The organism is Paenibacillus assamensis DSM 18201, from assembly GCF_000422445.1.
Classification (GTDB): Bacteria; Bacillota; Bacilli; order Paenibacillales; family Paenibacillaceae; genus Paenibacillus_B; species Paenibacillus_B assamensis.
The window spans coordinates 108552-123326 of record NZ_KE383839.1 but is presented as its reverse complement, the minus strand read 5'-3'; the positions used below and the strand labels follow the sequence as shown (position 1 = coordinate 123326).

The window sequence follows — 14775 nt, the reverse complement described above, 5'->3', positions numbered from 1 at the left end:
ACCATCTATTCAACAATTACGATTCCACTATAGGCCTGATCTTAGGAAATACCTGTAGTGCTGTATCATAAAATACAGCTTGATGATACCCTGCTGGAATCAGCTCTTGCACAAATTGCAAATAGGGTTGGATAGGAGCCAAAGGCCAGTCCGTACCAAACAGCATCTTCTCATAATGATCGCAATACGTGACCGCATGACGTAAATGCGAGAAGAAGAGCGGAGAATCCTTCAAACGCGAACATTCTGCTGCATCCCCCACCATCAAACCAGATAAATCCGCAAATACATTTCGATTTTTATAAACAACCTCAGCTCCATCCAATACCCACGGATCTCCAAAATGAGCCATCATAAAGTTAACTTCACGATGCTGCACCGCTACTTCATCAATCGTCAACGGATGCGAATACTTCAACAAGCCACGTTCTGAATACGTATCCCCTGTATGATAAACGACTGGAACTTGATATTGCTTGGCCAGTTCATATACAGGTTGGTACACGTCGTCGTAGGCGAAGAACGGATAATAACCTAAATATATTTTAATTCCTACCGCCTCAGGTCGCTGCAAATCCCGCTCCAATGCATCTAGATTGGACTGATCCAGCTTAAAAGGATTCACACCCGGACAATATACGAATTGTCGTGGATATTGCTCCAACATATCCAACCCCATAGGCGTATTCGCTTCCCTGTCGGGGAATCCGCCAGGAGACGACTCCGTTACTCCCATCCCAATGCCAAGTAAAACCCCATTCTCCTCGTATTCTCGCAGCAGTCCTGATACCGAATAATCGACATGAGAACGCTCCAGCGCAGTCGTTCGGAATGAATCGATATGTGATAAGTGCATATGAGCATCAATAATTTTCATCTGCTACACTCCTTTATCGTCTAGCTTACAAGATTGTGGAAATGTAAGATTCCGCAGCTGCGCCAACGATGTACGCGGAAGCAGCTGATCATGAAAGGCAAGGAATACAGGTGTACTACGCGAAATACTTCCATGCGCCAAGCTCATTGATTTAGAGATAGATAACACCGTCACATCTTGGTTCGAATACATATGAGGTTTTAGAACGGATTCATCTGTTACTACATGCATAATATGGCTGCCTTCCCCTATACCGACCGCATAATGTTCATGCTCATTCACATCCAACTCTCCTTCGCCAAGACGGTAATAGATGATTTCCCCATCGGCTTGGAATGTGCGCAGCCAAGCCGACTGTTCTGCACTTGTATTCAGCCATAGATCCGTAGTGATCCCTTTGCTATTCCAGTAGGTACCCGTTTCTTGATGAATGTCTGACAGGTAAGCCAGCACAGGCACATTAGGCAGTGTAAGATAGTAGCCCTTCCAAGTTAGTCCCTTGTAAGTCTCATGCGCTTTTATTTTGAATGATACTTGGATACCTGACCAGAGATTACCCGCACTGTCTTTCATGGTTACAAATGAAGTTGCGCATTCTTCTTTCAACACCGAATTCGCATGCAACTCTTCAAACGAATCTCCCATTCCACCTAGCCATGGATTCCACCATGACTTAGGCTCATACGTTGGCAATGCTGAAGCAAGCCATGATTGACCGTCTACTTCTAAAGTGCATAAGCCCGGGTAGTAACCGCTTGCCGCTTCCATACGAATTCGACCATTAAAGCTTTCATACAAGGAGTAACCATCGCGAGCATAAATCCGATCACGGATAGGTTCAACAGACACCGGGAACAGAATCGAAGAATACTTAGCTTGCAGCGGGCCAATTTTCACATCCATCTCTACCAGTTGAGTTGCATCTGTAATGGCTGGCAGATTCATTTCAACCTCAGATTCTTCCTCTTCGTCTGATAATTCGGCACTAGAGATGATTTGGAAATTTCCCTTCTTATCTAGATACCCAGTGCTCACTTCTCCATCCCATACATTCTGCTTCAAGTCATGTAGTCTGAGCTGCACTTCTGACTGCCCAGAATGAACGAATGAATTACTACCATTCGCTATAAATTCAATATCTGGCGTTAGTCGAAGTAATTGGTCCTCTTCACATTTAAGCGCATACGAGCGAAACGTTTTCCAATTATCGAATCCGCCAATAGAGAGCGTGATCGCTTCACTGGAGCGTTTCTCGCTTGGTTGGAGACTACCAACTTCATACTCTAGTTCTGTAAACCAATCACCAAAGTTCATTTGATAAGCCTCAGGCCAGCACAATCCTATGCTCGTTGCGCCTCTTCTGGAATATATCCAGGGCTCCGTAATATGACTACCATCCCAATAGTCATAGTCGCTGCTGTGAGAATTCGTAGTCTCAATATAACGACCTTTATAAGGCAATATCACTCGATGCATGTTTTGAGTAATGCGCTGAGACAGCGTCAATGATGTAGTTGTCGCCGTATCTCCCTCATTTTCAAGTTCCTGCCACAACTTAACCGTTCCATCTCCATATACAAGCGCATAATTGTACAAAATGATATTTGGATACGCATCTGAGTGATAGGTGTGCTTGATGCCTACAGCTCCCCGCTCTTCTAACCATTCCGTAGATGTAGGGCTTTTTTTAGAAAATTCACTCGCATAAGGCTTGCCTATTCGGGGGTACAGTACAATCGTATGATCGTTTGGTTGTCCTATGCACGTAATAAAAGTATGACTGTCCTCCTTATCATACTTAAGCACATATTTACCATTAACCGCCCAATGTGCATCATGATCCATCCCAGTAATCATTGCACCAGGACCACTGAACTTGCCCCCAACCCGGCGATGAAATTGTACTTCTGGTCCGTTGTCGGGAAGTGCTCGTACCGTTAGCTTCGTCTCGTAAAAGCCATAGTCCAGGAGGCGGTATGGGACAGGTAAGGAAGTCCGTCCTTTTGCCCCAAGACGGATTCGAAATGTCCGTTCTTCTACGTTCAACCATGGAACTTCTGGCAGTTCAAATAAAAAGTCGGCTGGCTCTGGCATATGATTCTCTATATCCATATAAAACGTATAATTTCCACCTACAGCATGAAGGATATCTGGTGACTGCAGTACGATTTTGGCAGGATGTTTCGGTACAACGCCTACTTGCAGCAACGCTTCAGCTCCGTTAATTCGAATACGCGTGCGGACAGTGGGACATGTACGCCAATCGCTTTGCTCTTCTTCAATGGCACCAACAAAGAAAGATGCCTGTAAATCTTGAGCCGTTTCAACGTGCACAGCATCTTGCCAATCAAATTGGATATTTCTGTCATCCTCGCCTGCAAGCTCAATATAAAGAGGTGCGCTAGATTTATTCTCTAGCTTATATTGAATACTGTATGTTTTCCCGAACACAGGCTTGGCCTGCTCCACTTCGGCTGAGATTTTGTAGTCATCGGTTTCAATAAGACAGATTCCTCTGCCCCTACGCTCAATATCAACACGTACATTACGATTATTTTTGCTCCATGAATATGTATACGTGTGGAAGCCATTCGTTTCTTGGCCATCACGCTTTACCTCAATCGTACGAGTCGAGTCATTGTACCAATCGATTCCTTCCATATAAGGAGCAAGTGCTTCACAATTCATAACTTGAGGAATAAAGTTCATGAAATGTGTCGTATCTTCTCTGTCCTCCCAGAAGAACCCGCACTTTTTATATAACGGTACAGCCTTCATATTCGATTCCCATGTATATAGATCAATGCGCGGCCAGCCTCGTTGTATCGTCTCTTCAACAGCACGGAGCACGAGTTGCTTGCCGATCTTATGACCATGATAGTCAGGACGAACATTAAGGAAGTTTATATACAAGGCACCTGTATCTTCTCGATATTCACACACACTGCAATAACCTACTACTTGATCCTCACAAATAGCTAAAAATACGACGAGCGCATCCGAGTTTTCTTCTTCCGCCCTAATTTGATTACCTGTGTATATAGAAGTATTGCTTCCCCAGTGTTCATGGCTGCGATTCCACATCTCCGCGATGCTGTCCGCATAATCTGGATGGTAAGTGACAATGTTCACAACACTCGACATTACGTTCACCTCACTTTTGTTTTGGTCGAAATAACAGTATTACGCACATTCAAGGAAATAGTTTCCATAATTATAAAGAATCGTGCTAGTATAAAGATTTCAACCTTTCCTCTACTTCTTTCTGAACGCTTGGATGAACAGTATGAATATCTCCCTCAGATAATCTCTGTACATGACGCAATGCCTCAGCATAGGCTACTTGGAATGCCTCATTTGCAGTAACCTCAATATCAGGAATTACGCCAGAACCTTCCCAATTCGCTCCTGTAACAGGATTAATACTGCAACCAACAGGCATAAAAGCAACAAAATGATCGTGAAGATGAATGCGATCACATGGATTAGCGCCACCTTTCGTCACCTCACCGATAATCGTTGCCCGTTTCAAGTGCTTCAAATTATAAGTAAATTCTTCAGCAGCCGAAAATGTTTGACTGCTTGTAAGGATATAGACAGGCTTGTCCACATATCGTTTCCCTGGTACGAAGGGCAGTGTCCACGTCTGGACAGTCGACTCATCCTCTCGCCAATAAATATTGTTGAGGTGAACCACATTCCCTTCAAACAAATAACTACTTAGTAGTGCAACCATATAAGGCGTACCGCCGCCATTTTTGCGAAGATCAAAAATAAGAGCTTCTGTGTTAGCTACCAAATTCATCGCTGCAGCGGCCGTTTCCCCTCCAACAGCAGGGTCCTCAAAATTAGTCAACTCGATATATCCAATATTCCCTTGCAAACGTTCCACTTTTTGAAAACCATAGTTCGTCTGCGCGAGATGTGCATACATGTCTTTCCTCATTTCCTCCATATCTACGCGATCATGTTCTTGCCGTATAAACGGGTCAAACTGCAACAAAAGGTGATTATCTTGTATGACCTCACTCATATGTATGTTAAGTAGGGAAGCTAACGTTTCTCCAGAAGTTACATGATCATATTCATGGTTTGCTGCTTTGACACAAATATGTCGAGCAGCTTCTTCCGCTTTATCGGGGAATACATAGTTGTTAACTAAACAATCTATCAAGCTATCAATGATTTGTTGGCGCAATTCATTGGAAATATGGTTACTCATAGAGCAGCACCTCATTATTGTTTTTAAGGTGATTATATAGCTTGCATCTGGGTATTTCTACCACATGAACTATATAATTTCCCATATATTTCATATTTAAATAAAAGTACGCATAAAAAAACGAGCCATCTATCACCTAGATGCTCGTTATTCATTAGCAGCAAACAAATCTTAAATATCAAACTCCGACTTCGGCTTGCGTGGCTGACGTTTAATTTTGTTTTGTACAGCAGGTAAATGTTTAATACTTTTAATCATTGGCCCTTTGCAAATCGGACATGTTTGTTCCGTAGATGCAAATTCATCGCGTACCCATACTTTGCATTCCGCATTTCTACATTTCAAGATTTTAGTAGGTGTTAAATTCGGCTTAATGTCTTCACTTGCTGTCACTTGCGTACATCCCTTCTCAACTAACGAATAAAATAATATCGATTAATATATCATTTCTTTACGCTAGAAGTCAAAAGATTTCCCATGCCTATTGTAAGATTCCCTAAGCACAAAGACCTATACTTAGCTCGTAATACCAACATTTACAAAAGTTACGTTTACATCAAAGTCGAATCGTGCTTCTTTGAACATTTCGCGCCACTTCTCAGCTGTAAAGTCTTTCACACGCACCGATGAACGATAATGACTTCCGAATCCCACAGGATCTACTTTTTTCTTCTGAAGCTTTCTCATAACATCCTCAAATTCTGATTTCAGCGTTTTCTCTGCTTCCCGCTCCAATGCATGAATAACTTCTGCTTTTTCAAGATTGACGAGATCACTAATCTCTTCCATCTCACCCTTCAACCGAATCTGGACTTGAAATTGTGGCGTATCTTTATTGATAAGTTTAACACGTGATTTCGTCATGACATGGGAGAGCGTGACATAGAGCTTATCGAACGTTGGCTTGTAATATTTACGAAGGCGCTCTATATCCAATTCAATCTCGTGCGTCAAGAAATGATTGCTGCCCATCATTGTTTTGACTAAGAAGCTTTCCGTTAAATTCAAGCTACCTATCATCCGATCATCTTTCATTAAAGCCAGCTTGGAAATGAGAATTTCATCTCCTTGCATCTCGATATAAGGCAGTACAGGATCTTTACCATCTCGATAGTATGCATTTAAAAAATAATGCAGCGATGGTGACGGCACGATGCCCGATTCTATATTTTTTTTTATCAAATCATATAAGTAATCCCCAGTACCTGCACCCTGCTTATTTTTTGCGTTCAGCAATCGTTCTGCGGAACCCTTCACCACGGCAAGGTAAACACTCGTTCCAATCTCAGAGTCTCGTTGGAACGTATCGGTAAGGGTAATAATGCCCTCCCTCGCAAGAGGCTCACCATAAGCAGCTACCCGCAGCTGTCCGATTACTTCTTTCGTCGAGGTTCGTAGACTAAGCTTTTCACGGACCCCTTTACTTGTATTATTGGCAGCGCTAGTCGGAACCGTGTTCGTGGAGGTTTCACCTGGCTTGTAAGATAGAACGGTGGTGCGTATGCGGTCGCCGCTGTCCTCCGCTGCTTTATCGTAACCAACGGCAACTAAAATACCTAGTTTATCAATAATTTTTGACTCTGCACAACCCGTCACCACCACAAGGAGTAACAGCACATAGAAGACGGAAAATATCCCATTCATCTCTCTATTTTTAATACGTCATCACGCTTCCTTGGCTCGAGATCTGATATACTCCACGATGTGGGCAACAATATAAATTACGATTGGATAAGCAAACGAGAATAAGATGGAGAGCCTGCCGACAAATACAGAAACTACAGCTAATTGATCTCCTGTCTGCAATAGGATGTTGCAAATTAACGCGATAAGCATAATACCCACACACGCATATTTACGCTTGACATGGAATACTCGATGGAGTCCCTGCGTCATAATCCAATAGTTCACAAGCAAATTTGCCACAATAATAAGCAGCCACAGCATAATCAACACGAACTCCAGTCTTTCCAGAAACGCAAATTTCACAATTTTAAATAAAGATAACGTTCCCCAAGAGTTATTTAAAATTTGGCGCTCACTATAGTAGCCAATGGATACGAGCATAACAATGACGTAGAGCATGTTAACGAAAAGCAATGCAAGTTGGGCATATGTACTAATTCGATGCGGCTGCTTCATCCGATGACTTACATAATACACAACCTCAAATCCCCCTATTGTCGCACCCATGGCTAAAGATCCCAACATAATGTCCCCCAAACCAGCCTCCATTATAGGTAGCAGCTGAAGCTTCCACTCTGCTTGACTAATTGGTATATAGAGCAGTGCCGCCATCCAGCCTACTAACAGGAGATTCACGAGCGCTACGACGCCAATCACTCTTAATCCGCCAGATAACGCATACATAATCAACGCAAAAAACAAAGTAGTAAAAACCCATGTCGGCACTTCTGCAAAGATCCATATATGCAAGACTTCGATATAGTTACGCAAAATATAGACGGAGACACTGAACCAGTAGCAGACTAGAATTAGACTGCACGCACCGCCAAACCATTTTCCAAACAACCGTTCATGGATATGAAATAAATCCTGATATTGATATCGCTTTAACGTTTTCAATATAAGAAACAGAACACCATGAGCAATTAAACCTGCGACGATAACAGAAATCCATGCGTCATGCTCGGATTTATCATACACATACTTTTGAAAAGCCAACATGCCAATGGATATTTGGGTTACAAACATAAACACCATTGTAAACATAGGGTGAAGGAGTGTCTGACTTTCCACCTCTTTTTTGCTCATAAGACACCCCCTAATCTGCAAAGTCTTCCTTCGGCTTACGGATACGATAGCTGCCATTCTCACGTTTCACCCATTTCCAGATCATTCGCAGCACCGATTGTTCATCTGTTTTTCCAGCTAAAATATTCATAGGCTGCAAGTAAGGAACACCTAAGCTCGTTTGTCTGGCTAAATGGATGATGATGAAACAAGCCCCTACGACAATCCCAATTCCACCCCATGTACCTGCGAGGATAATAAGTGGGAATCGAATAATTTGCAGCGAATTTCCCATTGCGAAGTTCGATACAACAAAAGATGACAACGTGCCTAATGCTACGGTCATGAGCAAAATATTACTAATAAATCCTGCATCCACAGCTGCTTGTCCAATAACGATACCACCGACTACCCCCATCGTCTGTCCCACTTTACTTGGCATCCGTATACTGGATTCACGAAGCAGTTCTATCATGACTTCCAACAATAATGCTTCCAATATAGGTGGAAATGGGACTCTGCTATGGGATTGAATTAACGTCTTTAACAGCTCAGGCGGAATGACTTGATAGTGAAAGGTAATGGCCGCAACATATAAAGACGTAACAAATACCGAAGCAATCATTGCGCTCATTCGCAGCAAACGAAGGAGCATGCCAACTATCCAGCGCTGATACATATCACTTCCAGCATGAAAGAACTCATAAATCGTAACGGGACACAGCACGGCAAACGGACTACCATCTACAAAGATGGCGATTTTATTCGCCAGCAGGCCCTGACATACCCGATCAGGGCGTTCTGTATGCAGCATCGTTGGAAAGAGCGTCGCTACATTATCATCAAGCAACTGCGCTAGCTTCAACGAATCGAGCATGCCATTAATATGTTGTAAGGATGAAATTCGGGAGCGTAGTAGAGCCACTTGATCCTCATTCGCATACTCTTTCAAATAAACAATATTAACCACTGTTTTTGATACATTTCCTATTTCCAGAGAACTAACACAGAGCTTAGAATCAGGAAGCAGTTTATATAATAAAGACAAATTGGTGGATAGTTCCTCAACAAAGGCGACTTGCGGTCCATATTCATCTGATTCAATCTCAGCTTTGCTCAACGAACGTTCATGAGAAGCTGCTGTATACATTAACAGACCTTCCGCACCATCCTGAATCCATACATAGCTCCAACCCAGCATAAGCTTGTGGCATATTTGATCCAGATCTCGCGATAATTCCCCTTTCTTGAGTGGGAGCTGCCTAAGCATAAAGTCTGGCGACAACTGCTCTACTTCATGCGAATCAAGCTTTTGCAACGGTTTCAATATTCCTTCACTTAATAACTGGTCATCTGCCACATTGTTTAAAAACATAACGTGAACCGTTCTACCATGAATACTTAAAAATCTGCACGTCCATTGGCAGTTTTCCGCAAATACATCATGCAGACGATTGAGTATGCTCATTTTCACCACCGCTTTCCTTCGTACCCTTATTATGGGCTCACCAACTAGAAAATATTGATGAATGAGTAAAAAAGCACCTCAATGGAACAGCCTAAATGATGCGTGATGGCATATAAAAAGCATCTTAGTTGACAGATAAGAATGCAGATCTCTTCTTATCACAACTAAGATGCTTCACAGGACAATTTATTAACTTTAAACCTCATTCCTTTTTCCTATAACATTCTTACTCGTTAATTGTAGAGATATTAACATCCCTCTGCTCCGAAAGAAGCGTAAATGTGAACGCCACTCCCTTTTCTGTATTAAATACTTGGTACCTACTTCCATGTAAGTCCAAAATATGTTTCGTAATAGCGAGACCTAGGCCCGTCCCACCCATTTTACGATTGCGGGACTGCTCTCCACGATAAAATCGATCCCATACCAATAACAATTGGTCTTCTGGAATAGGTTCTCCATGATTATCGATTCGCACATGCACATAGTGGCTACCTTCTATCTGCTCACGCTTGAGTGTCACCGAAATCGTGCTCTTGGCATCTGAATGACGAATTGCATTTACGAGAATATTCGTAAGCACTTGTTCAATGCGCTTCGAATCTGCCAACGCCTCGTCTGCCTCATCATGAGTATGAATAATGACATTTACATTTTTCTCCCGTAAATGTTTCATGAGCTTATCAATAATTTCTTGCAACAAAGCAATCAGCGAAAAGCTGTCCAACTTCAATTTTGTCACGGGTGATTCCAGTTTGGCTAGTTCCAGCATATCGTTCACTAGCGTCTCCATTTTACCCGCTTCATCCAATATTACCTCTGTATATCGAGTCCTTTTATGTACAACTACGTCATCCAACAAACCTTCTGCGTAGCTTTTCACAATACTTAGCGGCGTTTTCAATTCATGAGAGGCGTTCGCTATAAACTCCTTCTGAAGCTGTTCCATCTTTTGTTTATGTTCCATATCTTTTTGCAATTGCTCATTCGCATCTTGCAGCTCACTCATGGAACGCTGTAGGTTGTTAGAAAGGCTGTTCAAACTTTCAGATAAGCTCCCCATCTCATCGTAGCTTTTAACCTCAGAGACCGCAGAAAAATCAAGTCGTGCCATCCGGGAAGCTACATGATTCATTTTCAAAATGGGTTGGCTCACAATTTTGGAGAAAATAAAGGATAACGAGATGATAACAACAAATCCTCCAATACCTATGTAGATATAATACGTCTTCAGCGCATCAAAGCTCTCGCCAATTTCTTGATGGGCCGAAACGGAAAATATAAGCTCATTTAAATGACCATATTGCAATATAGGTTGAATTTCAATGAGATGATCTGCCCCAGTCTTGCTGTCCACCCACGTAACTTCCATAGAATTGCCTGAACCGAGTAGACTTAGCTCGGCATCTGTTAATGGGAACAATCTATCAATCTCTTCTGCAATTAACTGATTACGCTCATCGTACGGTGCATCTTCAAAAGGTTGATCGGGATAATTGATCCCTGTAATAACTCCTGATATCTGCGTCATCCCATTCGTGTCTACCTTTTCCTCAGGGCCGCTAGTTATGACTTGATCTTTATAGGTAATCGTATACGGATAGAACAAGCGATTGTTCATTTTTTTAGATATCGCCATGTTTTTTCCCGGCAGCCCTGTGAGCGTAATATAATCTCCGTTTTTTACACCTGCTTCAAGCAGCTTTTTATTGTTATAGAACATAAAAAGAGGTACGTAATAGCTTCCTTTATTTTTCACAAGAATTTCAATGACAAAGGGGTTCGAGTAAAGATTGCTGCCGTCGGGTTCAAGTATTGCCATAAGCGCTTCGTTCTTCAGTACGTATTGAGATTCACCCGCCTCCTCTTCATATGACTTTTTTATATACGAATATAAACTGTCTTTAACCGTTTTAATATTATGTTTTTCATAAAATTGTTCGAAGAAAATAAACAAACCTGCAGTGAGCAAGGCGTAAAACAGCACAAAAATTGCTGAAGTGAGCGCAAATAACTTAAACGTAATGCCTCGCTTTTTCATGCCTTCACCTCTAGCTTATAACCAGAACCTGTAACCGTACGTATATGAGAAGCTCCTGATCCTAATTTGGCCCGCAGCTTCTTAATATGAGTATCCACAACCCGCAGCTCCCCATCGTAATCATAGCCCCATATATGATCGAGCAGTGTCTCTCTAGCAATTACAATTCCCTTATGCTTGTACATATACATGAGAATATCGAATTCCTTTGGTGTTAGCTCCACTTGCTTGCCATCCGCTTCAATGTGTCGACCCTGCTTGTATATCGAAATACTGCCGAACTTGATCAATTGATGCTCCATACCTACCGTACCTTCCACTCGCTTCATTAACATCGCTGCTCTTGCGACGAGTACTTTGGGACTAAATGGCTTTGTCACATAATCATCTGCCCCCAGTTCAAATCCCATTAACTTGTCGTCATCATCACTTCGCGCCGTCAAAATAATAATCGGCACAGCCGATCGCTTTCGAACTTGGCGGCATACACTCCATCCGTCCATCTCAGGCATGAGAATATCAACGATAATTAAATCCACTGTTAAGGTAAGAAGCATATTCATTGCTTCCTTCCCATTTTCTGCTTCATGTACGATCCAATCTTCTTGTTCAAAATAATCGGTTACAATCTCACGAATTCGACTCTCATCTTCAACGATAAGTACACTATACCCCATGTTATGTTCTCCCCTTTTGTGCTAGCCATGAAAGGGCTTATTCTATTTTCTTACCTAAATATTGTAAACGATCATTATGTTTTTTGTGTGTCTTTTTTCATTGATGCCTGACACATCTTTGACATCAACAGCACTTACGATGAAATGGTTCGAACATAGAGAACTTACATTTGGAGTGGAGAGTGATGAAATTGAGAACGGAACGCCTGCACGTGTTAGATGCGATCCGAGGATTTGCATTATTCGGTATTTTACTACTGCACATGATTATGTTTCAGTACCCGTCCCCAGAAGATATAAGTAAACTAAGCAACTTTGAGCAAACACTGTCTACATTTATAAACACGTTCACCAGCGGTAGTTATCGACCCATATTTTCGTTTATGTTCGGCGTAGGCTTTATTATTCTGCTTCGCAGCTTAGAGCGCAGAGGCTTGCGCGTAAGAATTACGTTTTTGCGCCGCTTTCTTTTCTTATTCGGTATAGGAATCGTTCATTATATGTATTTTTGGAAATTTGATATTTTATCGACATATGGGATCGCTGGCTTGCTTCTTCTCTTGTTCCTTAGACGTCAACCGAAGACTTGGCTAATAAGCTCACTTCTCATTTGGATGTCAGCACCCGTCATATCCTTGCTCATACGGCCACTTGATATCGTAGACAAACCACTGTGGCATGTAATGGATTTGATTCATCTTGTTTCACCTACGATATGGGACCCTATGCAGAGCACTTTTCATTTGCTATGGGCTTCTGCTACTGAAGTGCTGCCCTATTTTCTGTTCGGCATGTATATGATGCACAGCAATTGGTTCCATCGAGTGGAAGACAACCGGAAGCGGAACGGTATACTTGCTATTTTATTTTTAATTATTGGTTGGCCAATCAAGGCTATGCTTATATTTTCAGATAGCGCTGAAGCATGGGCGGATTTGCTGGTTATCGCTAGTGGATTGACCGCTTTAGGCTATATGTTCGCCATTATGTACTTATTTACAACTCGACTTGGCGGACGATTTTTCAAGCCGTTTCAAGAGGTAGGTAAAATGTCACTGACCCATTATGTATCGCATTCGATTATATTCGGCTTATTGTTCATACCAGCAGGCAAATGGTTTGAAGGCTTCGGCCTGATTCACAGTGTCGGTGTATTCTGGGGCATTATCATTGCCTGTGTTACCATTGTCTTGCAGGCCAAAGTTAGCACTTGGTGGCTATCTCGATTTGCATATGGCCCTATTGAGTGGTTATGGAGAATGATTACGTATTGGAAATGGACACCGATTAAGAAATCTACCGCAGTGGACACTTCGGCTGCTAGCACGTCTACAACTACGAGTAATATGCAGTAAATGTTACACGGAGATAAATCGTTAATATTTACATGACAGAGAGTGCTTGATTCGTCAGCACTCTTTGTTGTATGAGAACGCATAAGTAAGCAGCTATTTCAGTTGTCAGCTGTGTCAAATTAAATACTGCTCCAATATCACTATGATAGCTCATTTATAATCCTTACCAAGGATTAACAAAACCAAGTGTCGAATACGTAAAGACACTATAATCTTATTAAGGATGTGCACTAACTTGAATTCGGCTTCAATAGATAACAAGCTGATAAAGAATCGATATCGTGCAGATTGCGAAACATGTCTTGGCTTATGCTGTGTCGCTCTGCCCTATGCAAAAACGGCAGATTTTGCTTTTGATAAAGCTGGCGGTATACCTTGTCGCAACTTACAGGAAGATTATCGCTGCAGCATTCATACCCAGTTGAGAAAAAGCGGCTTCAGAGGCTGCACCGTCTATGAATGCTTTGGTGCAGGACAAAAAGTTTCACAATATACATACGACGGGCAAGATTGGCGAGACAATACCGCTACAGCTAAGGAAATGTTCAATGTACTGCCGATTATGCAGCAGCTCCATGAAATACTTTATTACCTACATGAAGCACTTCATTTAAAAGAGGCCCAACCGATTCATGAACATTTGAAGCTAGCTATCGTAGAAACGGAGCGTCTAACTCAACTCAACTTACACCATCAGCTATCTTGCAACTTCCAATTGCTGATCATCGTGCTACAATTAACCCCTTGCTGGTGCAAGCAAGTGAATGGGTACGTTCTAATGTAAGGAATAGTAGCAGATTCATGGACAATCAACGTAATTTGATCAAAGGAAGAGATTGCATTGGCGCGAATTTAAGTGGGGCTAATCTAAAAGGTGGAAATTTGAGAGGTGTTCTCTTTATTGCTGCTGACCTCCAAAATGCCGATATGAGAATGACTGATTTGATTGGCGCTGATTTACGAGACACTGACCTAAGAGGTGCTAATCTTGAAGGCAGTATATTTCTTACACAAGCACAAGTAAATTCGGCCAATGGCGATAAGAACACGAAGTTACCTACTGGTCTTCTTGCCCCTGAACACTGGATAGACAAGTGATAATACTTATCAAATGAAAATTAGTTTTTAAGCTTCGAGCTGCTCCTCGCGGTCAAGTTGATGCAAAAGTGCATCCTTTAAGTGCTGTAAACCGAAATAAGACCAAAATGGTTGCAGATATGCAGTTATTTGCACTGGTTTACTTGCATTATCGATTCAGGGTGGAAAATTAACTGCACTTTTACATCTATTAAGTCAAACCGAGCAATATCCATCCTGAAAAGATGCATTTTTGCAGGAAAACCAATTGAAGCATACATAAATATTCACTTAATCAACAGCC

General features: G+C 41.9%; 10 protein-coding genes and 1 pseudogene. 2 read left to right on the top strand and 9 right to left on the bottom strand.

The genetic code is table 11. The features are described 5' to 3' along the window. Positions 1–16: 16 nt before the first annotated feature. From H580_RS0120730 to H580_RS0120690, 9 genes are all read right to left on the bottom strand, one after another. Positions 17–877, bottom strand: a complete 861-nt coding sequence (locus H580_RS0120730) for an amidohydrolase family protein (protein WP_028596485.1) — start codon at positions 875–877, stop codon at positions 17–19. Between the two features lie 3 nt (positions 878–880). Further along, a complete protein-coding gene (locus H580_RS0120725; RefSeq protein WP_028596484.1) occupies positions 881–4021 on the bottom strand; it encodes a GNAT family N-acetyltransferase in 3141 nt (1046 codons plus the stop codon). Between the two features lie 85 nt (positions 4022–4106). Beyond that, positions 4107–5099 (bottom strand): S41 family peptidase, encoded by a 993-nt coding sequence (locus H580_RS0120720; RefSeq protein ID WP_028596483.1) that lies wholly within the window; start codon positions 5097–5099, stop codon positions 4107–4109. 171 nt (positions 5100–5270) lie between these two features. Continuing rightward, positions 5271–5492, bottom strand: coding sequence for a cold-inducible protein YdjO-related protein (locus H580_RS0120715; protein WP_028596482.1), 222 nt, complete (start codon positions 5490–5492; stop codon positions 5271–5273). A gap of 123 nt (positions 5493–5615) precedes the next feature. Further along, on the bottom strand, positions 5616–6743 hold the full coding sequence (locus H580_RS0120710; protein WP_028596481.1) for a Ger(x)C family spore germination protein: 1128 nt from the start codon (positions 6741–6743) through the stop codon (positions 5616–5618). Between the two features lie 21 nt (positions 6744–6764). Further along, a complete protein-coding gene (locus H580_RS0120705; protein ID WP_028596480.1) occupies positions 6765–7874 on the bottom strand; it encodes a GerAB/ArcD/ProY family transporter in 1110 nt (369 codons plus the stop codon). 10 nt (positions 7875–7884) lie between these two features. Then, on the bottom strand, positions 7885–9321 hold the full coding sequence (locus H580_RS25020) for a spore germination protein (protein ID WP_051217617.1): 1437 nt from the start codon (positions 9319–9321) through the stop codon (positions 7885–7887). A 226-nt stretch (positions 9322–9547) separates the two neighbouring features. Then, on the bottom strand, positions 9548–11362 hold the full coding sequence (locus H580_RS25015; RefSeq protein ID WP_051217616.1) for a sensor histidine kinase: 1815 nt from the start codon (positions 11360–11362) through the stop codon (positions 9548–9550). Beyond that, on the bottom strand, positions 11359–12039 hold the full coding sequence (locus H580_RS0120690) for a response regulator transcription factor (protein WP_028596479.1): 681 nt from the start codon (positions 12037–12039) through the stop codon (positions 11359–11361). The genes H580_RS25015 and H580_RS0120690 overlap by 4 nt, the downstream gene beginning before the upstream one ends. Before the next feature lie 185 nt (positions 12040–12224). On the opposite strand from H580_RS0120690, the gene H580_RS0120685 reads away from it, so the two are divergent. Beyond that, the gene (locus H580_RS0120685) at positions 12225–13394 is read left to right on the top strand and encodes a DUF418 domain-containing protein (RefSeq protein ID WP_028596478.1); all 1170 of its coding nucleotides are present in this window, start codon (positions 12225–12227) and stop codon (positions 13392–13394) included. Positions 13395–13617: 223 nt separating this feature from the next. After that, positions 13618–14492, top strand: a pseudogene (locus tag H580_RS25010) (pentapeptide repeat-containing protein). Positions 14493–14775 lie beyond the last annotated feature (283 nt).

Excerpts from the sequence above, each read along its gene's own strand:
- H580_RS0120730 (WP_028596485.1), bottom strand. The coding sequence starts at position 877 with ATGAAAATTATTGATGCTCATATGCACTTATCACATATCGATTCATTC.
- H580_RS0120725 (WP_028596484.1), bottom strand. The coding sequence starts at position 4,021 with ATGTCGAGTGTTGTGAACATTGTCACTTACCATCCAGATTATGCGGAC.
- H580_RS0120720 (WP_028596483.1), bottom strand. The coding sequence starts at position 5,099 with ATGAGTAACCATATTTCCAATGAATTGCGCCAACAAATCATTGATAGC.
- H580_RS0120710 (WP_028596481.1), bottom strand. The coding sequence starts at position 6,743 with ATGAATGGGATATTTTCCGTCTTCTATGTGCTGTTACTCCTTGTGGTG.
- H580_RS0120705 (WP_028596480.1), bottom strand. The coding sequence starts at position 7,874 with ATGAGCAAAAAAGAGGTGGAAAGTCAGACACTCCTTCACCCTATGTTT.
- H580_RS25020 (WP_051217617.1), bottom strand. The coding sequence starts at position 9,321 with ATGAGCATACTCAATCGTCTGCATGATGTATTTGCGGAAAACTGCCAA.
- H580_RS25015 (WP_051217616.1), bottom strand. The coding sequence starts at position 11,362 with ATGAAAAAGCGAGGCATTACGTTTAAGTTATTTGCGCTCACTTCAGCA.
- H580_RS0120690 (WP_028596479.1), bottom strand. The coding sequence starts at position 12,039 with ATGGGGTATAGTGTACTTATCGTTGAAGATGAGAGTCGAATTCGTGAG.
- H580_RS0120685 (WP_028596478.1), top strand. The coding sequence starts at position 12,225 with ATGAAATTGAGAACGGAACGCCTGCACGTGTTAGATGCGATCCGAGGA.